Origin of the sequence: Virgibacillus sp. CM-4 (assembly GCF_000445495.1) — a bacterium.
Lineage (GTDB): Bacteria > Bacillota > Bacilli > Bacillales > Amphibacillaceae > Virgibacillus > Virgibacillus salexigens.
In genome coordinates this window covers 82215-108790 of the sequence record NZ_AUQA01000005.1, presented here as the reverse complement: position 1 = coordinate 108790, position 26576 = coordinate 82215, and the positions used below count along the sequence as shown (strand labels likewise).

General features: G+C 37.1%; 26 protein-coding genes, 2 pseudogenes and 1 riboswitch. Of the genes and pseudogenes, 19 read left to right on the top strand and 9 right to left on the bottom strand.

The features are described 5' to 3' along the window. Positions 1–22: 22 nt before the first annotated feature. Together prpD and prpB are read left to right on the top strand one after the other, a co-directional pair. Positions 23–1459 (top strand): 2-methylcitrate dehydratase, encoded by a 1437-nt coding sequence (prpD, locus tag M948_RS32690; protein WP_021290681.1) that lies wholly within the window; start codon positions 23–25, stop codon positions 1457–1459. 19 nt (positions 1460–1478) lie between these two features. Beyond that, the gene (gene prpB, locus M948_RS32685) at positions 1479–2381 is read left to right on the top strand and encodes a methylisocitrate lyase (RefSeq protein WP_021290680.1); all 903 of its coding nucleotides are present in this window, start codon (positions 1479–1481) and stop codon (positions 2379–2381) included. Positions 2382–2613: 232 nt separating this feature from the next. On the opposite strand, the gene M948_RS32680 is transcribed toward prpB, so the two are convergent. Genes M948_RS32680 through M948_RS32670 form a run of 3 tightly spaced genes read right to left on the bottom strand, consistent with a single transcriptional unit; the run spans position 2614 to position 5487 of the window. Further along, entirely contained in the window at positions 2614–4026 is a 1413-nt protein-coding gene (locus M948_RS32680; protein ID WP_021290679.1) for an amidohydrolase, read from the bottom strand. Between the two features lie 15 nt (positions 4027–4041). Then, positions 4042–4752 carry a hypothetical protein gene (locus M948_RS32675; protein WP_021290678.1) on the bottom strand — a complete coding sequence of 237 codons (711 nt, stop codon included), beginning with the start codon at positions 4750–4752 and terminating at the stop codon, positions 4042–4044. Between the two features lie 18 nt (positions 4753–4770). Beyond that, complete coding sequence (locus M948_RS32670) at positions 4771–5487, bottom strand: DUF5058 family protein (RefSeq protein WP_021290677.1); 717 nt, start codon at positions 5485–5487, stop codon at positions 4771–4773. 262 nt (positions 5488–5749) lie between these two features. On the opposite strand from M948_RS32670, the gene M948_RS32665 reads away from it, so the two are divergent. The 5 genes from M948_RS32665 to M948_RS32645 all read left to right on the top strand — a co-directional run bounded on the left by M948_RS32665 (position 5750) and on the right by M948_RS32645 (position 9113). After that, complete coding sequence (locus tag M948_RS32665; protein ID WP_021290676.1) at positions 5750–6142, top strand: acyl-CoA thioesterase; 393 nt, start codon at positions 5750–5752, stop codon at positions 6140–6142. 197 nt (positions 6143–6339) lie between these two features. Next, complete coding sequence (locus tag M948_RS32660) at positions 6340–7131, top strand: glutamine ABC transporter substrate-binding protein (RefSeq protein ID WP_021290675.1); 792 nt, start codon at positions 6340–6342, stop codon at positions 7129–7131. A 224-nt stretch (positions 7132–7355) separates the two neighbouring features. Then, positions 7356–8012 (top strand): amino acid ABC transporter permease, encoded by a 657-nt coding sequence (locus tag M948_RS32655; RefSeq protein WP_031335408.1) that lies wholly within the window; start codon positions 7356–7358, stop codon positions 8010–8012. Then, positions 8012–8734, top strand: a complete 723-nt coding sequence (locus tag M948_RS32650; RefSeq protein ID WP_021290673.1) for an amino acid ABC transporter ATP-binding protein — start codon at positions 8012–8014, stop codon at positions 8732–8734. The genes M948_RS32655 and M948_RS32650 overlap by 1 nt, the downstream gene beginning before the upstream one ends. Positions 8735–8840: 106 nt before the next feature. Beyond that, the gene (locus tag M948_RS32645) at positions 8841–9113 is read left to right on the top strand and encodes a hypothetical protein (protein WP_021290672.1); all 273 of its coding nucleotides are present in this window, start codon (positions 8841–8843) and stop codon (positions 9111–9113) included. A gap of 13 nt (positions 9114–9126) precedes the next feature. Here the strand turns inward: M948_RS32645 and M948_RS32640 are convergent, their stop codons facing one another. Next, positions 9127–9330 (bottom strand): aspartyl-phosphate phosphatase Spo0E family protein, encoded by a 204-nt coding sequence (locus tag M948_RS32640; RefSeq protein WP_021290671.1) that lies wholly within the window; start codon positions 9328–9330, stop codon positions 9127–9129. Between the two features lie 1008 nt (positions 9331–10338). Between M948_RS32640 and M948_RS32635 the strand changes: the two genes are divergently transcribed. Then, entirely contained in the window at positions 10339–11112 is a 774-nt protein-coding gene (locus tag M948_RS32635) for a GNAT family N-acetyltransferase (RefSeq protein ID WP_021290670.1), read from the top strand. Positions 11113–11117: 5 nt separating this feature from the next. Beyond that, positions 11118–12161 carry a S66 family peptidase gene (locus M948_RS32630; protein ID WP_021290669.1) on the top strand — a complete coding sequence of 348 codons (1044 nt, stop codon included), beginning with the start codon at positions 11118–11120 and terminating at the stop codon, positions 12159–12161. Between the two features lie 276 nt (positions 12162–12437). On the opposite strand, the gene M948_RS32625 is transcribed toward M948_RS32630, so the two are convergent. The 3 genes and pseudogenes from M948_RS32625 to hmpA form a co-directional block, all read right to left on the bottom strand. Then, complete coding sequence (locus tag M948_RS32625) at positions 12438–13181, bottom strand: SDR family NAD(P)-dependent oxidoreductase (protein WP_021290668.1); 744 nt, start codon at positions 13179–13181, stop codon at positions 12438–12440. 18 nt (positions 13182–13199) lie between these two features. Continuing rightward, a pseudogene (locus M948_RS32620) lies at positions 13200–13941 on the bottom strand (SDR family NAD(P)-dependent oxidoreductase). A gap of 325 nt (positions 13942–14266) precedes the next feature. After that, complete coding sequence (gene hmpA, locus M948_RS32615) at positions 14267–15484, bottom strand: NO-inducible flavohemoprotein (RefSeq protein WP_021290665.1); 1218 nt, start codon at positions 15482–15484, stop codon at positions 14267–14269. Between the two features lie 132 nt (positions 15485–15616). On the opposite strand from hmpA, the gene nsrR reads away from it, so the two are divergent. The 3 genes from nsrR to M948_RS32600 all read left to right on the top strand — a co-directional run bounded on the left by nsrR (position 15617) and on the right by M948_RS32600 (position 16822). Beyond that, the gene (nsrR, locus tag M948_RS32610) at positions 15617–16069 is read left to right on the top strand and encodes a nitric oxide-sensing transcriptional repressor NsrR (protein WP_031335407.1); all 453 of its coding nucleotides are present in this window, start codon (positions 15617–15619) and stop codon (positions 16067–16069) included. Positions 16070–16178: 109 nt separating this feature from the next. Further along, positions 16179–16454, top strand: a complete 276-nt coding sequence (locus M948_RS32605; RefSeq protein WP_021290663.1) for a GNAT family N-acetyltransferase — start codon at positions 16179–16181, stop codon at positions 16452–16454. Between the two features lie 137 nt (positions 16455–16591). Next, the gene (locus M948_RS32600) at positions 16592–16822 is read left to right on the top strand and encodes an excisionase family DNA-binding protein (protein ID WP_021290662.1); all 231 of its coding nucleotides are present in this window, start codon (positions 16592–16594) and stop codon (positions 16820–16822) included. 53 nt (positions 16823–16875) lie between these two features. On the opposite strand, the gene M948_RS32595 is transcribed toward M948_RS32600, so the two are convergent. Both M948_RS32595 and M948_RS32590 read right to left on the bottom strand, forming a co-directional pair. Next, positions 16876–18306 carry an aldehyde dehydrogenase family protein gene (locus M948_RS32595; RefSeq protein ID WP_021290661.1) on the bottom strand — a complete coding sequence of 477 codons (1431 nt, stop codon included), beginning with the start codon at positions 18304–18306 and terminating at the stop codon, positions 16876–16878. A gap of 93 nt (positions 18307–18399) precedes the next feature. Beyond that, entirely contained in the window at positions 18400–19386 is a 987-nt protein-coding gene (locus M948_RS32590) for a DmpA family aminopeptidase (RefSeq protein WP_021290660.1), read from the bottom strand. A 107-nt stretch (positions 19387–19493) separates the two neighbouring features. On the opposite strand from M948_RS32590, the gene M948_RS32585 reads away from it, so the two are divergent. The 7 genes and pseudogenes from M948_RS32585 (at position 19494) to ribE (M948_RS32555) (ending at position 26404) form a co-directional block, all read left to right on the top strand. Next, positions 19494–20060 (top strand): TlpA family protein disulfide reductase, encoded by a 567-nt coding sequence (locus M948_RS32585; RefSeq protein WP_021290659.1) that lies wholly within the window; start codon positions 19494–19496, stop codon positions 20058–20060. Between the two features lie 97 nt (positions 20061–20157). Further along, complete coding sequence (locus M948_RS32580) at positions 20158–21267, top strand: CdaR family transcriptional regulator (RefSeq protein WP_160807432.1); 1110 nt, start codon at positions 20158–20160, stop codon at positions 21265–21267. A gap of 117 nt (positions 21268–21384) precedes the next feature. After that, entirely contained in the window at positions 21385–22800 is a 1416-nt protein-coding gene (gene glcD / locus M948_RS32575; protein ID WP_021290657.1) for a glycolate oxidase subunit GlcD, read from the top strand. 44 nt (positions 22801–22844) lie between these two features. Further along, positions 22845–24170, top strand: coding sequence for a (Fe-S)-binding protein (locus M948_RS32570; RefSeq protein ID WP_051170060.1), 1326 nt, complete (start codon positions 22845–22847; stop codon positions 24168–24170). Between the two features lie 85 nt (positions 24171–24255). Continuing rightward, a riboswitch (FMN riboswitch) is annotated at positions 24256–24403 on the top strand. A gap of 266 nt (positions 24404–24669) precedes the next feature. Continuing rightward, complete coding sequence (ribE, locus tag M948_RS32565) at positions 24670–25311, top strand: riboflavin synthase (protein ID WP_021290654.1); 642 nt, start codon at positions 24670–24672, stop codon at positions 25309–25311. Between the two features lie 12 nt (positions 25312–25323). Continuing rightward, positions 25324–25920: pseudogene (ribB, locus tag M948_RS32560) on the top strand (3,4-dihydroxy-2-butanone-4-phosphate synthase); the annotation flags it as partial. Positions 25921–25939: 19 nt separating this feature from the next. Beyond that, complete coding sequence (gene ribE, locus M948_RS32555; protein WP_021290652.1) at positions 25940–26404, top strand: 6,7-dimethyl-8-ribityllumazine synthase; 465 nt, start codon at positions 25940–25942, stop codon at positions 26402–26404. Positions 26405–26576 lie beyond the last annotated feature (172 nt).

Below are 26576 nucleotides of genomic sequence, written 5' to 3'. Positions count from 1 at the left end.
TTTGTTAGAAAGGAAGAAAAACATGTTAAAAGTAGAGGAACAGAAAAAAACAGACACGCTGTTAGAGGAAATTACCGAATATGTTTTGAATAAAGAAATTACAAGTGAAGAAGCATATTCAACTGCGCATTATGTGCTTATTGATACAATTGGTTGTGGGGTATTGGCATTAAACTATCCGGAATGTACGAAGCATCTAGGCCCTATCGTGCCTGGAACAGTAGTACCAAATGGTACAAGAGTACCAGGAACTTCCCATGTTCTTGATCCAGTACAAGGCGCATTTAATATTGGAGCCATTATTCGATGGTTAGATTATAATGATACATGGCTTGCTGCCGAATGGGGTCACCCATCGGATAATTTAGGTGGCATTCTTGCAGTAGCTGATTTTGTAAGCCAAGAACGTTTGGCAAAGGGGAAAGCGCCTTTAACAGTAAAAAATGTTTTGGAAGCAATGATTAAAGCACATGAGATACAAGGTGTGCTTGCCTTAGAAAACAGCTTAAATCGTGTAGGTTTAGACCATGTTCTTTATGTAAAAGTTGCCACTACGGCGGTAGTTACCGAAATGTTGGGTGGGGGGCGTGAAGAAATAATTAATGCCTTATCCAATGCATGGATTGATAATTCGAGCTTGCGTACTTACCGGCATGCACCTAATACTGGCTCACGTAAGTCTTGGGCTGCTGGAGACGCGACAAGTCGTGCTGTTCGTTTAGCAATGATGGCTATTAAAGGTGAGATGGGGTATCAAACAGCTTTAAGCGCTCCAGGATGGGGGTTTCAAGATGTGTTATTTAACAAGCAGGAATTAACAGTAAATCAACCTTTTAATAGTTATGTTATGGAGAATGTACTATTTAAAGTATCTTACCCTGCAGAATTTCATGCACAAACGGCAGCAGAAGCAGCTGTGAAATTATATCCAGAAGTCAAGGATCGTATCGATGATATTGATGAGATTAGGATAACAACCCACGAGTCTGCGATTCGTATTATCGATAAAAAAGGACCGTTATATAATCCAGCCGATCGAGATCATTGTATTCAGTATATAACAGCAATTGGTCTGTTAAAAGGGAACATTGTAGCTGAAGATTACGAAGATGAAGTGGCTGCAGATCCTCGTGTTGATACATTGCGAGATAAGATGGTGGTCACGGAAAACAAGGATTATACAAAAGATTATTTAGATCCAAATAAGCGATCGATCGCAAATGCTGTTCAAGTTCATTTTAAGGATGGAACATCGACGGAAAAGGTAGATTGTGAATATCCACTAGGCCATCGTTTCCGTAGAGATGAGGCTGTACCAAAAATCTTGGAGAAATATGCTGCAAACCTAGCAACACAGTATTCAAGAAAACAGCTACAACAAATTGAAGAAGTAAGTTATGATTATGATAAGCTTACAGCAATGAATGTGAATGAATTCATGGATTTATTAGTGAAGTAACAAGGAGGGGCCGATTGGTATGGCATGGATCGTTGACCGACCAAAAACACAAGAAGAACTAGCCACTGCATTTAAAGAATTAATACACGAAGAATCGATCTTACAAATTCCAGGTGCACATGATGCAATGGCAGCACTTGTAGCTAAAGAAGCTGGATTCTCGGCGCTTTATTTATCCGGGGGAGCATATACAGCGAGCAAGGGTTTACCTGATTTAGGTATTGTGACATCTACTGAAGTAGCAGAGCGTGCGAAAGAGCTTGTTCGTGCAACAAATATACCATTGCTTGTAGACATTGATACCGGCTTTGGAGGAGTGTTAAATGTAGCGCGAACTGCACAGGAAATGTTCGAAGCAAATGTTGCAGCTGTTCAAATTGAAGATCAACAGTTACCGAAGAAATGTGGCCATTTGAATGGAAAGCAGCTTGTGACAGTTGAGGAAATGGAACAAAAGATTCAAGCGATTAAAAAGGTTGCTCCATCCATCGTAGTTGTTGCTAGAACAGATGCACGTGCAAACGAAGGATTAGATGCTGCAATTAAACGTGCAACAAATTATGTGGCAGCTGGGGCAGATGCCATTTTTCCGGAGGCACTTCAAACCGATGAAGAATTTCGTTTATTTGCTGAAAAAGTACATGTGCCTTTATTAGCTAATATGACAGAGTTTGGAAAAACACCTTATATAACAGCAGAAGAATTTCAAAGCATGGGCTTTAGTATGGTTATATATCCAGTTACTTCCTTACGAGTTGCAGCGAAAGCTTATGAGCGCATTTTTAACTTAATTAAAGAAGAAGGAACACAAAAAAACGGGGTCTCTGATATGCAGTCGAGAAAAGAATTATATGAAACGATTTCGTATCATGATTTTGAAGAATTAGATAAGAAAATAGCTAAAACCGTATTAGGGGAATAGTTGAATCACTCCATTACATGATTAACAGGTTGTCATAATCTGACAACCTGTTTTTGTTTTAAAAGAATAGGATTTATTAAAAAAGCTGAGACATAATGATAACTCCTATGGTACAGGACGGAGAATCCAAACGATGGTTTCATTTTTCGCGAGCACGGTCTCAGCTAAGTGGATCTCTGCCAATGCTGTTCTCGCAGAAGTCTCACTATTTAAGTTGGCTCATGTTCTGAAGCTATACGTTCGGTACTGGAAGGACCGGAGGCTGTACGGAATCTGGGATACCAGCAGTGTACCCTTTTCCGTTTGTGTCTTTTTCAAATTCATTTCTAGCTTTATCAATAACGGATTCGTTCGTTATCAGGTCGTATAAAGTGAGAGCTATTGATTTAGCGGCTAGATGCATCCCTTTTAACCCAATAGAAGATCCATAGGAAGCAGTAGCTTGCCAAGAATGTGGCTGCACGCCGATAGGGGCACAAGTTGTCATAATCTGTCCCACAGGTGTAATCCAGCTCACATCTCCAACATCGGTTGAGCCACCAATGGAAGTACCTTTCAAATGTTGAAGATTGTAGAAGTCTTCAGGCAAGTGTTCTTTGAAGGTAACTCCCATACTTTGCTTAGCGGATTGGACAATTTCTTGATCTACCGTAGCTACCAAATCATTAGCAAAGGAATCTTCTTCTAGTGAGAACTTCTGTGATCCGGCAGTTATCATATTCTCATACATCAAATCGTTCAATGTATTGTTCGGCAGGGTATCATAAGCATTAGCCAACATTTCCTCGCTGACTTCTGTTTCTGTCATTAGTGCGGCTCCTTGAGCAATTTTTCTTATTCTCCTTAGCATCTGTTCTACCTGTGCTTTGCTAGCAGCTCGTAAATAATACCAAACACTCGCGTTATCTGGTACAACATTTGGCGCAAGTCCACCATTCGAGATAACATAATGAATACGTGAACCGTCTAATGTATGTTCTCGCATATAGTTTGCTCCAACGTTCATTAGTTCAACTGCATCCAAAGCACTTCGACCAGCATGGGGAGCACCAGCAGCATGTGCAGTTATTCCTTTGAAATGAAATTTGATGGATACCATTGCTTGCATACTGAAACTTGCTGTAATATTCGAGGTTCCAGGATGCCAAGTTAAAGCACAATCTAAATCATCAAATACTCCTTCTTTAGCCATAAATGTTTTACCTGATAGAACTTCTTCGGCTGGGCATCCATAATATCGTATGGTCCCTGATAATTGATTATTCTCCATTTCTGTTTTTAATGCAATAACAGCTTCGACTCCTGCTGTACCTAGCAGGTTATGCCCACAACCATGACCAGGGCCATTTGGATTAATCTCCTGTCGAGTTGTTGATTTTTTTTGAGACAGGCCTGGTAATGCATCATATTCACCCAATACGCCAATGATCGGCTGTGAGTTACCGAATTCTGCGACAAATGCCGTAGGTATTCCTGCAATATCAGATTTAATGGTAAATCCTGCTTGCCGTAATGTATCCATTTGTAAAGTTGCTGCATAGGTTTCTTCATAAGCAAGCTGTGGGTGATCCCATATGTCATTAGCTATTTCCGAAAAAAAAGATTGCTTTTCATCTAACCAGTCTAAAATGGAATTTTTTGCCATGTAAATTCTCCTTTATTATGCGTGTGATTGTTGATGTTTTCTCTTTTCTATAAAGATGCATAAGCTTATAGTAATAACAATACAACATAAGCCTTTAAAAAAACTTGGAATAGGTAACAGATATATGAGTAAACCACTTGTTAATGCAATGCACCCATATAAAGGTTTTTTTATTGCAAATTGAGCAAAAATACCGCCAAAAATAGCAGGAACAATATATGGGAAAATAGCACGAACAGAATCAGGAAGCATCGAAACGATAAAGGAACCGGAGATGATAATTACGGTTAATATCGCTAGATTAACTAAAGAAGCGGCTCCAATAGCAAGAGTGGCTACGATTTCTCCCTTTTTCGTACCTGGATCTGTACCAACTGCTAATTGAGCAGCTCCAGCAGAGGGTAAACACATGTTAGAGATATTACCGGTCAAAAAAGCAAGGTAAGTCCCAGATACGCCAAGTGTTGGAAAATAAGAAATTGGTTCTACTACCCAAACAAGTCCAATAACAGCTATATAAGCAGTTAAACCAGATAGAATAGGGGGCCAACCTGGATGGTAGCCAAGTACAAATGAAAGACAAATTGGTAAAGACAAAGTTAGTCCGATAATTGTCCAAATGGTGATTCTACCCCAGAAGTGAGATTTCGCATGAAACTCACTCATTTTTATCGTTTCAGATTGTTTTATCCGTTCAGTATGAAGAAACTTTTCGCTCACTTCCATTAAAACAACTCCCATTCGTTAGATGATGAAGTAAATAACAGATAGGCTTGTAAGTATAGCCAGACCTAGTGACCATTCGTGTAACCATTTTAATTTTCTAAACTTGTTAGCAACAAGCGTAACAACGATCATGGTAATTGCTGCAGCAATAATAACGATAACTGATTCGTATCCTTTAAATAATTCCTGTGTTAATAAATTACCGAATATGCCAAGCATTGCAGCTGTAGATATAATAATCATGATTGGAAAGCCTTTATCTTTTGTTTTGTTCGTTATAGAGGATTGGAATTTCCCTAAATGTTTTGTAAATAAGGCTACAAACAATAACCAACCACATCCCCCTAAACATAATACCCATGCTACAGTGGTAAATGCTTGAGACGTAAACGAAGATGAACCTAATTCTGTTCCAAAAGAAGTAGCAGCGATAGAAGCTCCCATTGATTCCGTTGCAGCTGATCCGATAATTCCAATTCTAATTAAAGTAAGTGGGTTGCCCAACAAGGTAATAAGTGAAATAGCGATAATCATAATGCCTAAGGAAGGTCCAATAGAGTTAATGGCCCCAACTTTAAGAGATGTTTTTACTTCGTGTTGAGATAACCCTACGCTAGCACTTGTCTTTGAGGCGATTCGGATAAATATAATCCCTTGAAAAGCGATGACGGCTATAATCAAACAAGCGATTACCCAAATGAACGGGTTATTAGCTACTAACATTGCCTTTTCCATTCTAACCTTCCCTTCTTTTTAATAGTTTGAAAAATTAAATAATTATTTCTAGTTAAACATAGAATAATAGATGTCACTACTATAATGGAAGGAAATCTTACAAAAATTCGGAAAAATGAGTGAAAATGCCTAGAATAAGAGAAGGGACGATCCATTTTTATCATAGATGTTAGTAATTCGAACAAATTGAATACGGATTATAATCTAGTGAAAAGTTGCGGTATAATAAATCTTAAACTGATAGATGAAGGAGGAATAGGATATGTTTCAGATGAGGATCGAACCACGTGTTTCTGAAACGGATGGAGTTGGACATATTAATAACACGACCATACCAATCTGGCTAGAGGCAGCAAGAAATCCCATCTTTAAATTATTTACCCCAGATGATTCCTTTGCAAATTGGAAAATGATACTACTATCTATTCAAGTAGACTATCTTAGTCAAATTTATTTTGGGACTCCGGTAGAAATACATACGTGGGTAAAGAGAATTGGTAATACCAGCCTTGAATTATATGAGGAAGTCTATCAAAGAGGTCACCACTGCGCGAAAGGTAAAGCTGTATATGTAAATTACAATCAAGAGAAACAAGTATCTGAGTTAATTCCTGACAACATTCGACAGGAATTAGAAAAGCATCTTTATTCATAAAATGGAAGTGGAGAAGATAGTCTACTAGTTATTTAGAGTTAATTGTACGATTTATACGTATTTTCAAATTATTAAGGTGAGAAATTCAAGGAATCACGTTCATTCGACAATTTCCGCTCGTTTAGAATTTTTTAAATAATCATATCTTTGTTATTATTAAAGGGTATTCATTTTTTTATTACCAAGGGGGTTTTTACATGAATAAACACAAATGGAAATTACTGAGTATTCTGATTTTAATTGGTCTTGTTTTAGCGGGATGTGGTTCTTCTGAAGGGGATGCGGAAAATGGTGATAATAGTGAAGGTGAGTTGAAAGATACGTACACAGTAGCTAGTGATACATCCTTCGTGCCGTTTGAATTCAAAGAAGATGGCGAATACGTTGGCTTCGATATCGATCTTATTCATGCCATTGCGGATGAAGCTGGGTTTGAAATCGAATTAGAAACAACGAACTTTGATGGAATTATTCCTGGCTTGCAGACTGGTTCGTTTGATATTGCGATTGCTGGTATAAGTATTACTGAAGAAAGAAAACAGAAGATTGATTATAGTGAGCCATATTATGAATCTGGATTAGCAATTGGTGTCCGTAGTGATAACGATTCTGTTAAAGGGATTGAAGATTTAGAGGGGAAAACAATTGCCACTAGACTAGGATCTACCAGTGCTTCATATATCGATGAGAACATTGAAAATGCGGAGGCGAGTCAATTTGAACAGCTTGATCAAGCGTATTTAGCTGTTGAAAATGGCAGTGCTGATGCTATTTTATATGATGCTCCGAATGTAAATTATTACATTCAAACAAATGGAGACAACCTAAAAGTTGTTGGTGACCTTTACCAAGCTGAGGATTACGGTATTGCAATCTCGAAAGGGCAAGAAGAATTAGTTACTGCTATTAATGATGCATTAGCAACTTTAAAGGAAAACGGTAAATACGATGAAATCTATGAAAAATGGTTTGGAAAAAAACCAGAATAACAGAATTCGAACGATTACAAGTCGTTAAGGAGCACAGCCTCATGAAGAATAAGCAATAATGAATAGGGAATCTCCTGTTTTGATTGGACAGTTTGAATACGTAGTAACAAAATTGATGCTCATATGGAAACTGGGTCGTTACGAGTAAAAGAGGAGAATCTTCTTGTTTGGATGGGCTGACTTTTAGGGCAGCTCCTTTTTCTCTGACTAGCGAGGTGAAGCAAATGGTGAATTTTAATTGGCTGCAAGTGATTGATTTCTTACCTGAATTATTTACAGGACTTTATTATACCTTACTCATTTCTGTTATTGGCTTAATTATTGGATTTGTTCTTGGTGGAATCTTTGGACTAGGGAGAATAGCTAATAATAAACTTATTAAGAGCATTTCTGCAATATATGTAGAAGTTATTCGGGGTACACCTGTATTGGTACAAGCAATTTGGATATATTTCGCCCTACCACTAATCATTGGCTTTGAAATCGAGTCCATAATTGCCGGGGTTATCGTCATTGCGTTGAACTCAGGTGCTTATATTGCTGAAATTGTTCGTGGGGCAGTACAATCAATTGATAAAGGGCAGATGGAAGCAGGTCGCTCATTAGGGCTGAACCATGGACAAACAATGCGATATATCATTTGGCCACAGGCATTTAAACGAATGATTCCTCCATTAGGGAATCAGTTTATTATTAGTATTAAGGACACCTCACTCTTATCCGTAATATTAGTGCCGGAGTTGATTTTTCAAGGTCGATTAATCGCTGCCAACCATTTTAACGCGGTGGAAATTTATACAACGGTAGCAGTTTTTTATCTGGCTATTACGCTGACATTATCATTTGTATTACGGATTATTGAGAGGAGGCTGGATATTTAATGATTCAAGTAAAAGATTTATACAAAAACTTTGGAAAAACAGAGGTTCTTAAAGGAATAAATTGTGAGATTCAGCCCTCGGAAGTAGTTTGTGTAATTGGTCCAAGCGGTTCTGGAAAAAGTACTTTTTTACGTTGCTTAAATATGCTGGAATCAATTACTAGTGGTGAAGTGATTGTGGATGGGAATAACTTAAATGATTCTAATACAGATATAAATATGGTGCGTACAGAAGTAGGAATGGTCTTCCAACAGTTTAATTTATTTCCTCACAAGAAAGTCATTGAAAACTTAATGCTTGCACCTCAAAAAGTAAGAAATATTAGTCGTCAGGATGCAAGAGAAAGAGCAGAGAAATTGCTAGCAAAAGTTGGATTAGGAGATAAAGCTGAACAATATCCTCAGCAATTGTCTGGTGGCCAGCAACAGCGTGTTGCTATCGCACGAGCACTGGCCATGGAACCGAAAATGATGTTGTTTGATGAACCCACTTCTGCGTTAGACCCTGAATTAGTCGGAGAAGTATTAGAAGTGATGAAACAACTGGCTAAAGAGGGAATGACCATGTTTGTCGTGACACATGAAATGGGTTTTGCTAGAGAAGTGGGTGATCGAGTGTTGTTTATGGATAATGGTGTTATTGTTGAAGAAGGGAAACCCGATCAACTATTTTCTAACCCCCAATCTGATCGAACAAAAGAATTTTTAAATAAAATATTGTAACAAAACTAGCGTATTGGGTCGTTCGCCCAATACGTTTTTTATGTAATAACTTGATACAACAAGGACATAACTAATACTATTCGAAAATGTTTGGAGTGTGGTTCATATGTATTTAAATGGTAAGCTTATATCAGGTGAACTTGATTTAAACACAAATGATTTTATAGTAAAGCAATTTAAACAGCTCGCTACCGAATCTAATCTCTCTGAGAATCAGTTAACCAAAATCATGAGGTACTTAGACAGTCATCCTAATGTTGATGGTCAAGTATTAACTTTATATGATCAAATGCCAATCTTCTTAAATCAGGAAGAAGTGGCAAACGTTCTTGATGATTTAAGGTATATTCAATCGATGTACCAATCAAATAATGAATGATAACTCATTCAGTTCATACCCAAAACATGACAATAAATCCAGTTAAATATACTGGTTTTAAATTGTTTTGCAAATTTAATAGCGTATCAAGCTGTTGACTACATTTAACCGTTCGCTTATCAGTCAGTCCATATTTTAGACCCAATTCTATCATCTCTTTTTTTTTCTTACTAATCGCCTTGCTTAATCTTGTAACTTTTGGTTCAACGATCTTCATTTTCCTTCTTCCTTTCTTGATTATAAAAATGTTAGGGCATAAGTCTCAGAACACACAAGTGTAAGTATGATTATTTCTATATGAAAATGCAATAGTTTCAACAAAGAAAGTCAAAATGATATAAATTACGACATATTACTACTAATTTGTTTGTTATTTTATAGTAATCACTTCATAAATGTAGGGTATTTGTCTCATTTATTGTATATTTTGGTTTAAAAGTAAATAATTGGATTTACTTTGAATGTATGTTGACTTTTACACTTCATACTGCTGGGAAATTTTTATTTGGTCCTCATAAAAAAGGTGATTAGAGACAGATCATTTGGCAATCAGAGGAAGATAATGTTCAAAATAACAAAATGAATTAATATTATAACACAGTACTTCGTGAGGCAATGAAGGAGGAATAAGCTGCATTTTGGCTAACCGATTGTTTTAAACTAGTAGAATTGGCCGTGGAACCTAGCTTTCAAGGAAGTGGATATGGACAACAATTTTTAGAGGAGATCTTGAAAAGAATCCCTAATCAGACAGTAGTATTAACCACACAGTAAATAATATCATTGGTCAATCATTATATAAAAAGTAAGAGTGGCGGGTATTAGCAACTCCTTCTTTCCAGATCATACAATTCCCTTTACGATTATGGGAAGAAAGATTAACGATTTTGTAAAATGATTAAGATAACGGGAAGTAACGTGGTGATTGAAGATAAGGGAAATACGCGAAGCACCTTGTGTAACTGTTTTATGACATGTTTATCTTTCCTGCTGTAACTCATTAATGGAATGTATCACATGTTACGTAAGGGCTTAACCAATTTGGGTGTTACATTGGCTATTATCAATGGATGTAAAAAAGGCTAATCATTCCATGACGAATATGATAATATGGATTTGTGTGGATTATTCAAATAATTACTAAATTAAAGTGTTCCATTACTGATAGTTTACTATTATTCTATTTTTTTGTGTGAAGAAATGATAAATAGAGGATGTTTTATGAATGATCGTGAAGACAGACTTTAAAGTTAAGCAAAAACTGTATCCCTTATTTAAAGGTCTCAAAGATACACAGATTTTAAGTTGTCTACAAGGCCATATGGGAGAAGCTTGGGTTGATGATCCAGTGCATCCGACTGTAGCTCAGATTACAGTTGGTGACTTTACCTTCTTTGCTGGAGATGCTTATTCCAATACAGCAACTGAATTATTAGGCAATATTCCTGATCGAATACTAGCTATTGTTCATACCAAAGAATGGGCAGACCAGCTAGAGGCAAGGTATCAGGGGGCCTTTGAAAAAATCAAACGATATCGCTTTCGAAAACAGGCTACCGACTTAAAGATAAAGCCACTAGAAGATTATGTCGCTAAACTACCAGAGAACTATGAATTAAAACGTATCGATCGAAGCAATATTCTAAATCCATCGTTACATGCTATTTCAGAAGATTTCACGGGAAATTTTCATTCTATAGAGGATTTTTTAGAAAGAGGGATAGGATATTGTGTTTTATATAATGGAAAGGTCGTATGTGGAGCATCGTCTTATAGTGTATATAATGATGGGATTGAAATCGAAATCGGTACAAATCCTGATTATAGAAGAAAAGGTTTGGCTAAAATTACAGCATCTGCATTAATACTAGAGTGTCTTGAAAAAGGGTGGTATCCAAGTTGGGATGCTGCTAATTTAGCATCTGCTAGATTAGCAGAACAATTAGGTTATGTGATGGAGGGAGCATATGATAGTTATTTTATAGTCAAGGAGGAATAAGAAAGGTGTTAAAAAAACCTAAACATTTATTGTCAGGAGATAAAGTAGCAACTGTTAGCCCAAGCTGGGGTGGAGCGGGAGACCCTGAATTGAGAACGCGATATGAGATAGGAGTAAAGCGTTTAAAAGACGTGTTTGGTCTACATGCTGTACCGATGCCGAATAGCTTGAAAGGGACCTCCTACTTATATGAAAATCCACAAGCACGTGCGGAAGATTTAATGATCGCATTTAAAGATCCTTCCATTAAAGCAATCATTGCTAACATCGGAGGTGATGATAGTATCCGGTTATTGCCATATTTAGATTTAGAAGTGATTCATGATAACTCCAAAATTTTTATGGGGTATTCGGATAGTACCATTCAACATCTAATCAACTTGAAAGCTGGCATATCATCATTCTATGGACCAGCAATTCTAACGGATTTTGCTGAAAATGTAGAAATGCATGCTTATACCATTCATTCCATTAAGCAAACGCTGTTTACAAGCACACCTATTGGTGAAATAGAACAGGCGACGGCTTGGACAAGTGAATTTCTAGATTGGACAGTCGAAACTAATAATCAGATTAAACGGAAGATGCAACCAAACAAAGGGTACGAGCTGCTTCAAGGTTCTGGTACTGTATCTGGACGATTAATTGGAGGGTGTATGGAGGTATTAGAATTTACAAAAGGGACCGAGCTTTGGCCGACTAGTAATCACTGGGAAAATAGTATCCTTTTTTTTGAGACTTCTGAAGTAAAATCATCACCTGTTCTACTGACCTATTGGCTGCGTAATTATGCTGCACAGGGGCTATTACAAAACACCAATGGAATTGTATTTGCAAAGCCTAAAGATGAAGCCTTTTATGAAGAATATAAAAGAGCGATACGCATGGTAATGCGTGAGTATAAGCTAGAGGATTTGCCAATATTATATAATTTGAACTTTGGTCATACCGAACCTAAAATTGTTATCCCGTATGGAGCGATGGCCGAGATCGATTGTGAACATCAAACGTTCTCCATTTTGGAAAGTGGTGTGGAACCGTTTAAATAATTATAGAGAGTTTGTAAATTTCGATATGGAGAATATGAATATTATAAAATTATTATTTTTACTAATTGCATATAGGCTACTTTTATTAGGATTATTCTATGTCTTTCGTAGGTTTCCACAACCATGCAAAAATGGATGATCCATTTAGATTTGGGCTGGACTCCTTATGATACCGATAATGCTATCTCAAACTTGGTTATCAAAACAAGAACTAGAAGAGCCTATCATGAACAAAGAGGATCAGTAAAATTTGATCCTCTTTGTTTTCCTTCTAAATTATTGTGCTGTATAGCCACCATCAACTAATAAAGTAGTTCCAGCAATAAATGACGCATCTTCACTTGCGAGGAATAGCACTGCTTTTGCCACTTCATCCGCTCGACCGAGTCTACCCATAGGGTGTAAATTGACAAGATGTTCTTTTACTTCCTTCGGCGAATCAGCAATTAACGGAGTGTCGATATACCCTGGACAAACTGCATTAACACGGATGCCTTCTTTTGAATACGTAATTCCTAATGTTTGGGTGAGTAATTTAACTCCACCTTTGGCGGCAGCGTATGCTGTCACCCCATCTTTCCCGACAAAACTATGAATGGAACCACTATTAACGATAGCTCCTCCGGTTCCTTGTTTCCGCATTTGTTCAATCGCATATTTATCGGAAAGATAAACACCTGATAAGTTAATATCCATGGTTTTTTTCCATTGCTCGTATGACATTTCATGAATATTAGCTTCATTGGCAATTCCAGCATTCGCAAACATGATATCAAGCTGTCCAAATTGACGAACCGTCTGTTCGATCATATTCTTTGTATGTTCTTCATTGGTTACATCAGCTTTAACAAATAGGGATTCATATCCTTGTTGAATTAAATCATGTGAAATCTCCTGACCACGATCGGCTAAATCAGCAATAACTACTTTAGCGCCTTCCTGTGCGAATAAACGAGCTGTAGCCTCGCCAATTCCACTAGCTCCACCTGTAATAATTGCTACTTTGTTCTCTAGTCTCATTTGCAAAAACTCCTTAAATTAATTTACTGTCGATCCATCATCAATTAGAAACTGCTCCAGTTGAAAAAGATGAATCGTCGCAAGCTAAGAATAATACCATTTTGGCAGGCTTTCCCATTCGTCCTAAGAGATAGGTTTTGTCCAATTCTTCCTTAGAACGGCCAATTTGTTCAGAAGCATAATCTGCCATTGCAGTTTCTATATACCCTGGATGGATAGAAATTACACGTACATCTGCTTGAGCGTATTCCATCGCACCATCCTTGGTCATAATCCGAACTGCACCTTTACTAGCGCCATATAAAACATGGCCAGGTGTACCGATGATTCCTGCTTCGCTGGAGGCATTAATTATGGAACCATTTTTTTGTTCGGCCATGATTGGAACATCATGTTTCATTCCTAAAAACACACCAGTTACATTAATGGACATTAGTTTATTCCAATCTTCTAATTCTGTCTCTATTAATAGTTTATTAATTGAGATTCCAGCATTATTAAATAAAATGTCGATCTGTTTATGGCTAAATAGCGTTTTTTCAACTGTTTATTTCCAACCTGCATCTTTACTAACATCATGCTTTATAAAAGTAGCTTCAGCCCCTATTGCCTTTATTTCATCTACCGATCGTTTTCCGGAGTCTTCATTAATGTCAGTGAAGACAACTTTCGCTCCTTCTTTAGCAAATATCAGAGCAGTTTCTTTTCCAATCCCTGCTCCTCCACCAGTAATAATAGCGACTTTATCTTTTAATTTCATGTTATCATCTCATTTCTAGTATGATTAAAAGTGAATCAATCATGTATCTATTCTTATTTATTTCTAAGATAAAGCGATAGAGGTATACGGAAACGAAAGCTCTAAATTTAACTATTTATTTTATGTTTTCCATTCCGATTTGACCGGCCATGCTCTCAGCTACTTTCACGTCACTGGTTGCCTTAATTCATTTGATAAACGGTACCTCATTACATTCGGTGGCAATAATGTTACTTCTTAGAAAAATTCCGAACTACTTTCCGGATATAATTTTGTATCCTTGGATGGTAGTTCGGAATTAAATTTATTCTTGTTTCTTTTGCCTTTAGGCGCTAATATCTGCAGATGGTCCAAATGTTTCATAGTGAATAGCGCCGTCTTTCACCTCCATTTTTCTTAAAATACGAAGGATGGTTTGCATAAATCCATTTGGACCACAAACATAAAAAGATGCATTCGTGGTAGGAATTACACGATGGAGCCATTCATAATCAATATGACCATGTTTATCACAATCATCATGATCGTTACCATAGACAACATAATTTGTTATATTTGCATATTCCTTTGTAAGGTTTTTCACTCTGTCTTTCATTGCATGATGTTTGGCTGACCTTGCCGCATGGATAAAGATAACCTGTCGATGGGGCTGCTTTTCAATAACGGTTTCTAACATACTCATTAACGGAGTGAATCCCACGCCCCCACTAATTAGAACTAAAGGTGTTTGGCATTCTGAATCTAAGGTAAAGTCTCCAGCAGGAGCACTTATTGGCAGAATAGATCCCTCATGTATCGTTGTATGAAGAAAATTCGAAACGATCCCTTTGGGATATGCATTTCCCGGTTCACGTTTTATACTAATTCTATAAAATTCGGCATTCGGAGCAGTTGATAAACTATATTGTCGTAGGTGATCAAAGGGCTCATCTTCTATTTGTGCCTTAATGGTTATATATTGTCCTGGTCTGTATTTAGGTATTGGTAAACCATCCGTTGGTTTTAGGTAAAAAGAGGTAATTACTTCGCTTTCTACAACTTTTTTAATCACCGTGAAATCACGGTATCCTACCCAACCACCTATTTTTTGTTGTGTTTGTTCATATATTTCTGTTTCTATGGTTATAAACATTTCTGCGATGACGTTATATGCCATTTCCCAAGCTTTTAATATTTCCTCATTTGCTGTATCCCCTAAGACTTCTTTAATCGCTAATAGCAGATATTTTCCAACAATTGGATATTGTTCAGCTTTTATATTTATGCTCGTATGCTTATGTGCGATTTGTTTTATATGAGGAACTATTTCTTCTAAGTGTTCAATATTTGCTGCAGCTGCATAAATAGTATTTGCTAATGCTTTTGATTGTGCACCTTTTTGTTGATTCGTTTGATTAAAGATATTGTTTAATTCCGGATGATTCGCAAGCATCAGACGATAAAATTGTTTTGTTATTTTTTCTCCGTGTTCTTGTAATACTGGTACAGTCGCTTTAATAACGTCTATTGTTCTCTTGTCTAAGCTTTCCGTGGCATTTGTCATAAAAACTACTCCTTTAAAAGATGTATTTTTAATACACCTTTATTGTATGGAACTATTTTTCCTATTACAATGGGGATGAAGTCAATATGTGTTACAATAATGTGAAGTTATTAACAAGTGAGTGTGATGAGGGTGAATTTAAAGAAATATACAGACTATGCATTACGTGTGTTAATATTTACAGGATTAAAATCAAAGCAAGAACTGGCAACCATTAAGCAAATTTCTGACGTATATAATATTTCTCAGGAGCATTTAAAAAAAGTAGTTCATGAACTTTCAAAAAGAGAATTAATCGTGTCTGTAAGAGGTAGAAACGGTGGTATCAAGTTAGCTAAACCTGCAAATGAAATTAATGTCGGAATATTAATTCGCCAGCTTGAAAATGATTTTATAATGCTAGAGTGTTTTGATAAAGGAACAAATCACTGTGTGATTTCTCCGGGTTGTACGTTAAAACATGTAATTAATAAGGCGCTAGTTGCTTTTTTTAAAGTTCTTGAAGCGTATACTTTAGATGACTTAATAAAAAATGAAGAAGAACTTCAAAAACTAATGGGAATTACCATTCAAAAAGGGGAATAATTTAAGGGGATAACTTGGAAATAATTGATTGGATTACTGTATATTGCATAGATTCCTCGTTTTGTTTAAGACTAGTATATAAAACATTTCGAAGAAGGAGTAGTATCGCATGAACATTCAAAAAGGTGACCAAAAATTTTTTCTTGGGGAAGATGAACAGTACCCAAAAGCTGTCATAACGTATGGTTTTTCTGACGATGGGGATGTTGTTATCAATCATACAGAAGTCTCGGATGACTTACGTGGTCAAGGAGTGGCGGGGAAGTTGGTAGAGGAAGTCGTGAATTATGCTAGAGAAGAAGGGAAAAAAGTAAATCCTGTTTGTCCCTATGCCAAAAATAAAATGGAAAGAACGCCGGAATATAGGGATATCCTGGTACAATAATGAGTTGAAATTGACTAGGGATTCTCTTGTTTTTAGACTAGGTATTGGAATAGTATAATGAAGGACATAAGCAAGGTAGTGGTACAATTTCTTAGGTAAGTTACATTTCCAAAATGTATAGAAAGGGATGGAGGACAATGTATCTAACCATATCGGAGACAGCGGATTATTTATCTATGGAGGAACAAAAGATTAATGCGCTTGTTTTACAGGGAAGAATTCGAGCGGTTCACGATGGAGATCAATATTTAATTAATAAAGAACAATTCACTACTCATCTTGAACAAATGGAGAAATATCGAAAAATGATACAAGATTATTTAAATGAGCCTATTCCTGAGGATATAGATGTGAAGGATGAAGATTAACGAATATGTAAAGAGGTTCTTCCAATATGGAAGAACCTCTCCTTTGTGTTTGCTTAAGAAGGTAACCCGAGCACTGCTTTTTCTTCTAGATATTCTTCAATTCCAAAGTCGCCCCATTCGCGGCCAATGCCAGATTGCTTATATCCGCCAAATGGTGCAAAGAAGTCAGTTGGTGCATTATTTATTTGGATTTGGCCAGCCTTAATATGATTAGCTACAAAGGTTAATGTTTCTTTATCCTTTCCAACTACATAACCCGCAAGTCCGTAAATGGTGTCATTAGCAATTTCGATTGCTTGATCTAAATCATCATATGTGATGATTGTTTGAACTGGACCAAAAATCTCTTCTTGAGCAATTGCCATATCATTGGATACATCCGTAAATACGGTGGGTTTAGCGAAGTATCCTGTTTCTAGACCTTCTGGTTTTCCTTTACCGCCAACTAGCAATGTTGCACCTTCATCTATCCCTTTTTGGATATAGGATTGAACAGTATCCCATTGATCTTTGGAGACAAGTGGGCCTGTTGTATTTTCTTTTTGTTGAGGATCTCCATACTTAAAGGAAGGTAATACTTTCTTAATCGCTTCTTCAAAATCCGATTTCATAGAGCTTGGAATAATGGCACGTGTTGCCGCTGAACAAACTTGTCCTGTATTCATCATAATATTGGAAACTGCTGTTTTTGCAGCTTCTTCAACATCGGCATCTTCTAGAACAACAAGTGGTGATTTACCACCAAGTTCTAGAGCTACTTTTTTAATTGTTTTTGCTCCATTTTGCATAATTTTCTCCCCAACTTTTCCTGATCCTGTAAAGGATACAAAGTCAATATCTGGATGTGCACTAATCCCATTGCCAATGGTAGAACCAGTGCCATTTACAAGGTTGAATGCACCTTTTGGAACACCAGCTTTATCAATAATTTCAGCTAGCATAATTGCCGCAAACGGGGTCATGGATGCAGGTTTTAGAACAACTGGGCTCCCTGCTGCTATCGCTCCTGCAATCTTCGTAGATGTTTGATTGGTAGGGAAGTTCCATGGCGTAATTAAACCACTAACACCAATGGATTCTTTACGGATCGTATGTCCACCTCGCTCCTCTTCAAATGTAATGGATTTTAATGCTTCTGCTGCATGAGTAAAATGATTATATCCCATTTGATAATGCACATCTTCAGATATTGACAGGGGAGCACCTAATTCAGCAGTCATGACCTCAATAAATTCATCTTTTCTTTTTTCATATTCCGCAGCAATGCTTTCAAGCATTTGAATACGTTCTTCTTTCGTTGTTTTTGAAAATGCTGGAAGTACAGCTTTAGCTGCATCTACTGCTTTATCTAAATCTTCGCTTGTACCTGAACTAATTTGACCGATTATTTCTTCTGTTGCTGGATTAATAACATCAATGGTTTCGGAACCAGTCGATTCCACCCATTCGCCATTAATAAAATGTTTTAAATTTGTGCGTTTCATATGAGAACTCTTCCTTTCCATCAGAGTTTTTCTTATAACGTTGTACTCTGTGTATTCCCAGTGCATTAAATTTAAAACATTCGTACCAAGTGATTATACTAAAGGTGCTCTTTCAATAATTCTTCCTTTTCTCCCAACCGTAGTTACGGCTGTTTTTAATGACCGTACGACTGCTTCTTCAATTATTTCTGTAACTGCTTGAAATAACTGATTCATAATTGGATGCTCATCACGCAAGTAGGTCAAGGATGCTTTCATAGATTGCTTATTCTGGTGATAGGTATGTGCGGTAGAAAACGCAATAGCGATATCTCCACTACCATTATCTAAGTGACTTCCAGTTCGTCCAAGACCAGCTGCACAACGTTTGGCTATTCGATTCAATTGACGATCATACAGAGGAGCATCCGTTGCAATTATCATCATAATCGATCCATCAGGGGTATCTAATTCTATAGTTGGCCAGGAAGCAAATTGTGCATCCTCGCGTTTACCATAGTTACTGACAATTAAACAGCCAATGTGATACTGTTCATTTTGATCTTCTACTATTCGTGATGCAGTACCTACTCCTCCTTTATAACCAAAACAGACCATCCCTTTTCCGGCACCAATTGCACCTTCTTCTACAGGGGAAGTACTTGCTGTCTGAATGGCTTCTATAGCATGAACTGGAGAAATGGCTGGATACCTTGCTGAATTTAAATAACTGTCATTACATTCACCAACGACAATATTAATTGAACTAGCGGTATCACCAATTTCTTCTGTTGTTTTAAGCATGTATTCCATGGTTCCTTGCCATACATAACCAACACTAAAAGTGTTCGTCAACATAATTGGTGATTCAATGAGACCTAGCTCATTTACTTGGATCAGCCCTGTTGTTTTTCCATATCCATTTAGTATAGCACTACCAGCATGCACTTTATCTCGAAAAACATTTCGATTATGTGGGAGGATGGCTGTCACTCCAGTACAAACTGTTGTTTCCTTATCGATTTGATGATGTAAAGTAACATGCCCAACGGATACCCCAGAAATATCAGTAATGCAATTGGATTTTCCTTTTCTCAACATCCCATTTAGTCCCCCTTTTTTAGTATTATATCAAAGTAGTATGTTGACGTAATTGATGTGGAATAATAAAGCCAAATAATATATGAAGGAATTCAAGGAGGACATGTATGAAACATAGTAAACGAATATTGGTTTCCATTATTGCTGTTGCTGGAATTATCTATTTCCTTTCTGTTAGTGATTTTTCAGCTCGCCAAGAAGAAAAAAACACACAGCCAGTGAATAATACAATAAAGCCAACTAACCTGGATACAGGTATTCATGTCGGGAAGCTTGCTCCTGATTTCACACTGAAGGGACTGGATGGAAAGGAATATCGATTAGAAGATTTTAAAGGGAAGAAAGTAATGGTAAACTTTTGGGCATCTTGGTGCCCTCCTTGTAGAAATGAAATGCCGGATATGCAACGTTTTTATGAGGATAAAGATATCGTTATCCTAGCAGTTAATTTAACCGATACGGAAAGAAAGGCAGAAGATGTTCAGCAATTTGCCAAGGAATATAAGTTATCTTTTCCTATACTTTTAGATAAAGACGGAAAAGTCAGTGAGAATTATCAAATAAAACCAATTCCCACAACGTATTTAATTGATTCAAAAGGTTATATTCATTATAAAGCGTTTGGGGCAATGTCTTATGAGTTAATGATTCAAGAATTTGAAAAGATGAAGTAGGGTGAAAACAGTTGGAAGGAAATTTACTTCTGGCTGTTTTATTTTTTAGTCTATTTTATACTAAGAATAGTATATAAAAGGAATTGGGTGAATGGAAATGGACAGTCTATTTCAAACCGATCGATTATACCAATCGATTGTACTGGAAATTAATCGTTTAATAAAGGAACAAGTAATATTAACAAACGAACAAGGAGTTATTGTGGCAAGCACGAACACAGAAAGGCTTGGCATCTTTCATGAAGGTGCTTTTCTTGCAATGCAAAAAAAAGAAAAGATGATTATGACGGATCAATTGGTTCATCAGTTGCAAGGTGTAAGGCACGGCATTGTTATCCCCATCATTATTAACGATGCTCCCTTAGGAGTGCTGGGTATTACTGGTGATCCACAAATTGTTGAACCATATGCAATGCTTGTCCAGAAAGTAACCGAATTATTTATCCATGATTCCCTAACAAGAATCAATCAGGAAAGTAAGATGCGTGATATTGAATTTTTTATATTTGATTGGCTAAATCATACCATTGATCTAACAAGTTTAGATGAGAGAAGTAATTTTTTACAAATTAATATGTACCAATACCATCAAGTTATCGTGCTTAAAAGCAAGGAGACCCATTTTAATCTTTCTTATCACCAATTAGAAATGGTCAAGAATATTTGGGATTATACAATAGAGGTGCTATTTATTCGATGGGGACAAGATAGAATTGTTATGCTTATTGAAGATATCGATCAATACAGACTATCAAAAAAAATCAATTACTTCTTAGAACGAGTGGAGCAAATAAATGGGTTCCGATTATATGCTGGAATTGGGAGACAGACAAGTACGGAGCGGCTATCTGATTCATTTTCACAGGCAATAAAGGCATGTGAACATGCGAATCAGCAATCACCTGTTGTATTTGAATCTGATTTACGATTCGAGATGCTTCAACATGAATTATCTTCTGAAACGAAACATCAATTTGTTAAGCGGACATTAGGGAAGTTAATCACCGATAAGGTCTTGATGCATACACTAAACAGTTGGTTTGAACATGATATGCAGATGCAGGTTACTGCTGATCATTTACATATTCATAAGAATACCTTAACCTACCGTTTAAATCGAATTGCTTCATGGACGCAGCTTGATCTAAAAAGTATTGATGATTTAATGCTCCTATATATAGGATTCCGATTTTCTCTGGAAGAATAGTAACTGTGCATATGTACAAATGTATCCGTTATCTAATGAAAATATTTGTGTTTATAGACATATTTTTTTTCGTTAATATTTTATAAAATAAAAATAGTATGAAATAGGAGAATGCATATGTTACATAGTGAAGTGAAAGGGAAATTGCTAGCCATTGTTGGAGCTGAGAATGTAGAGGATAATAATGCGAGCTTATTAGCTTATTCTTATGATTCTACAGCAAGATTCCAAGCATTACCTGATGCCATGGTTGCCCCTCGCAACACAGAAGAGGTAGCTGGTGTGGTGAAGGTTTGTAATGAACATAAGATTCCAATTGTCCCGCGTGGTTCTGGGACAAATTTATGCGCTGGTACGACACCAACAAAAGGTGGAATTGTTCTTATATTTAAACACATGAATCACATATTGGAAATAGATCAAGAAAATCTAACCATGACTGTAGAACCAGGCGTTTATACGAAAGATATTTTAAATGCTGCTATCGATGTTGGTTTGTTTTACCCTCCCGATCCCGGATCCATGCATATTTCACAAATTGGCGGCAATATTAGTGAAAATTCTGGAGGTCTTCGTGGATTGAAGTACGGTGTTACTAGAGATTATGTGCTTGGTCTCGAGATTGTTTTACCTAACGGTGAAGTCATCCAAACAGGTGGGAAATTGGCTAAAGATGTTGCAGGTTATGATTTAACTAGGTTATATATAGGAGCGGAAGGGACACTTGGAGTCATTACGAAAGCTATCTTGAAGTTAATCCCTCAGCCAGAAACAAAAAAGACAATGCTAGCACTTTATGAGGATTTAGAAGCAGCTGCTGAAACCGTTTCTGCAATTATTGCGAATCGAATTATTCCTGCAACATTAGAATTTCTTGATCAAGCAACTGTTCAAGTAGTTGAAGATTTTGCTGAAATCGGTTTGCCAGTTGAGGCGAAGGCGGTATTATTAATTGAACAAGATGGTCCACCTGAAGTAGTAGACCGTGATATGGATAAGATTGAAGAACTATGTAAGGATAATCGCGCATTTGACGTCCAAGTAGCGAAAACAGTGGAGGAAGCAGAGCAATTAACCGCTGCAAGGAGATCCGCATTATCTGCGTTATCCCGTTTAAAGCCGACTACGATTTTGGAGGATGCTACCGTACCACGGTCTGAAATTGCAAAAATGGTAAAAGCAATTGGTGAAATTGCAGAAAAATATCAATTAAACATTTGTACATTTGGTCATGCTGGGGATGGTAATTTACACCCTACTTGTCTAACAGATGCTAGGGATGAAGCAGAAATTGAATTAGTAGAAAAAGCGTTTGAAGAGATTTTTCAACAGGCAGTAGCATTAGGTGGCACAATTACCGGAGAACATGGAGTAGGCATGATGAAGCTGCCTTATTTACACCTGAAAGCTGGAGAACATGGGATTGAGGCAATGCGAAGTATTAAACAGGCGATTGATCCAAATGGAATTATGAATCCTGGGAAAATGATTGAACCAAAAGGGAGACAGAGAATGGTGGTGGAACACCAGTGAATATACAAGAAAAACAACAAATTCAGCAAGCTTTTCAAGAGACGATGGATTATGATGAATTAATGAATTGTACACGATGCGGCTTCTGTTTACCAAGCTGTCCGACATATATCGAAACCGGAAGAAACGAAGTGCATTCCCCCAGGGGGCGGATTGCTTTAATGAAAGGGCTTGTAGATGGAGTGATTGAGCCTAGCCAAGAAGTAAAGGATTCGATTGATATGTGCCTAGGCTGTAGAGCATGTGAACCAGTTTGTCCATCTGGCGTAAAGTTTGGTAGGTTATTAGAACAGGCAAGAGATGCCATATATCAACATAAGAAACAAACTTTACCTGAAAAACTAATCAAAGGCATCTTCTTTAAAAATATATTTCCATATCAAAATCGAATGATGGGGGTAACAGGGCTGTTAAGTTTTTATCAACGGTCTGGTGCGCAGAAGCTTGCCCAAGCAACAGGGGTTATGAACTTGTTTCCTGAAAGTATGCGTTCAATGGAAAAGGTGTTGCCAAGCGTCCCAAAGAAAAGTCAAATGAAAGATCGTCCTCGGCATTTACAACCTCTAAAATTAGAGAAAAAAAAGAAAGTAGCTTTTTTCTCTGGCTGTCTCATGGACACGATGTTTATGCATACCAATGACGCTACTGTAAAATTGCTGCAGTATGCAGGTTGCGAAATTGTCGTACCTTCTTTACAAGCATGCTGTGGTGCTCTACATGGGCATAGTGGAGAAATGGAGCAGGCAAGAGAAATGGCCAAACGCAATATTCAGGCATTTGAAGAAGTGGAAGTGGATTATATAATTTCGAATGCTGGAGGGTGCGGTGCCTTTTTAGTAGAATACGATCATTTATTAAAGAATGATTCAGAATGGAGTACTCGTGCAAAGCGTTTTTGTAATAAGGTTAAAGACATAACAAGTATATTAATTGAATTGGATTTTCATAAACAGCCACTATCTTTGGATAATCAAATCGTTACTTATCAAGATTCCTGTCATTTGAAAAATGGTCAAAGAACATTTATGGAACCTAGACAGCTGCTTGAATCCATCGATGGTGTACATTATGTAGAAATGAAGGATGCCGGTCGATGCTGTGGATCAGCAGGAATTTACAATATTGTGCAATCAGAAATGTCGATGCAGATATTGGATTACAAGATGGAGCAAGCACAGAATACGAAGGCGAAAACAATCGTTACAGCTAATCCCGGCTGTTTGTTACAAATGAAACTAGGAATTGAACGTGAAGGACGATCTAATGAAATGGAAGCTGTTCATATTGTTGATCTCTTACTTCAGGCATATGAAAATGTAAATGTTCGAAGCAATCTACATGATGAAGCAGCAACTTATATAAGAGCATAAACCAATTTTGATCAGTTAAAAGTATAAATGAGTTGCGGTTTTTCATATTTTATTATATAACTGTATTACAAGTTCATAGTTAATTAGTTTCCTTCGGGGTCGGGTGAAATTCCCAATCGGCGGTGATGAAGCAATAGGCTTCTTAGTCCGTGACCCGTGCGGCAATATGCCAAGCGGTGGATCTGGTGCAACTCCAGAGCCGACAGTTAAAGTCTGGATGGGAGAAGGAATTTTAATCGTTCAACATGCATCGTAACTTAGTATTATTTGATTACGTTTATTGGTCATTTTAAAAATTGGATGACTTCTATACGTGTTTTAGCATGTGTTGATCAAAATTCTGTACGTAAAGCCTCTGAAGTGAATTCAGAGGCTTTTTTTATACTGAATAAAGGAAGGTATCCTCAGTATAAACTCTCGCTATTTTTCTTGGTGAAGTCCGTTCTGCCAAGTATACTAATGTCCCGAGTACTACAAAGAGATAAAGGGAGTGAATTATTTGTTTACTGGAATTATTGAGGAAAAAGGTATCATTCGATCAATGGAACAATTATCCAAATATGCGATGTCATTAACCGTGAATGCTGAAAAGATACTAATGGATATGGAAGTTGGTGATAGTATCGCTGTCAATGGTACTTGTCTAACCGTTACGTCCTTTGATAACAAGAGCTTTTCAGCGGAAGTGATGCCTGAAACCGTAACGTCCACATCTTTACGTACACTTAAGACAGGTTCTGCAGTTAACCTAGAAAGAGCAATGGCTGCTAATCGTAGATTTGGAGGTCATTTTGTTACTGGGCATGTAGATGGAACCGGAAAGGTTGTTGGAAAATATTACAAGGAAAATGCGATCTATTATGACATTGAGTTGAATAAAGCTCTAGAGAGATATGTATTAAAAAAAGGGTCCATTGCAGTTGATGGAGTGAGCCTGACCATCTTTCATGTTCAGGGGAATGTGTTCACAATATCACTTATACCTCACACAGCTTCTGCTACGATATTGGGGAAAAAAGATAAAGGCAATCTCGTCAATATTGAATGTGACGTGCTTGCAAGACAAGTGGACCGACTTATTTCGTATTCTACCGAGTCGCAGGAGCTTGATGAAGATTTCCTGAAAAATACTGGTTTTTAAGGGGGAACAGTAATGAACACAATCCAAGAAGCGATCGATCAATTAAAAGCTGGTCAAGCAATTATTGTTGTGGACGATGAAAATAGAGAGAATGAAGGAGATCTTGTAGCCCTTTCTGATAGGATAACACCTACTATGATAAATTTTATGATCACCCATGGGAAAGGGCTCGTCTGTACTAGCATTGAATCCGATGTAGCAGAAAGAGTAGGGCTTTCTTTAATGACTTCGAATTCAAACGATCCATTGTCAACAGCTTTTACTGTCAGTATAGATTATAAAGAAACGACTACAGGAATTAGTGCATATGAACGCGCTACAACCATTCGAGCACTGGTCAATAAGTTTGCTATGAAAGAAGATTTTAAACAGCCGGGACATGTATTTCCTTTAATTGCAAAAGAAGGCGGCGTTCTAACACGTCCAGGGCATACCGAAGCATCTGTAGATTTGGCAAAACTTTGTGGAGCTTCTCCTTCTGGGGTTATTTGTGAAATTATTAATGAGGATGGAACGATGGCAAGAGTGCCAGATTTGGAGAAAATGGCAGACAAATTTCAATTATGCATGATCTCAATTGAAGATTTAATAAGTTATTTAACAAAAAGAGTAGAGGAGTGTAAGTAAGATGGCAAAAGTTGTAGCAGGAAACTTAGTAGGGACCGATTTACGAATAGGGATTGTAGTAAGTAGATTTAACGATTTTATAACAAGCAAACTATTAGAAGGGGCTAAGGATGCCTTAACTCGACATGGAATAGCAGAACAGGACATTACTGTTGCATGGGTTCCTGGCGCATATGAAATTCCATTAGTTGCTAAGAAAATGGCCTTACAAACAGAATATGATGCAATTATTACCTTAGGAACAGTGATCCGAGGTTCAACTCCTCATTTTGATTATGTTTGTAATGAAGCAGCAAAAGGTGTATCGCAGGCTTCACTACAATCAGAAAAGCCTGTTATTTTTGGTATTCTAACGACCGAAACGATTGAACAAGCGATTGAGCGAGCTGGGACAAAAGCTGGAAATAAAGGAGCAGAAGCAGCACTCTCAGCTATTGAGATGGCAAACTTATTACGTTCCTTATAGGTTGATAATCAAATGCAACAGAAACCATATTCTCCCCTTCGTGTAGACAGGATCATCGAATGCTGTTTACGTTGGGGTTTTTTTATGTTAGAAGATCTGAGCTCTTTTTGAGATAATTATTGTAAGTACGTATCTGCTATCCAGCTTATGTTGGAAAAATAAATAGCGATAG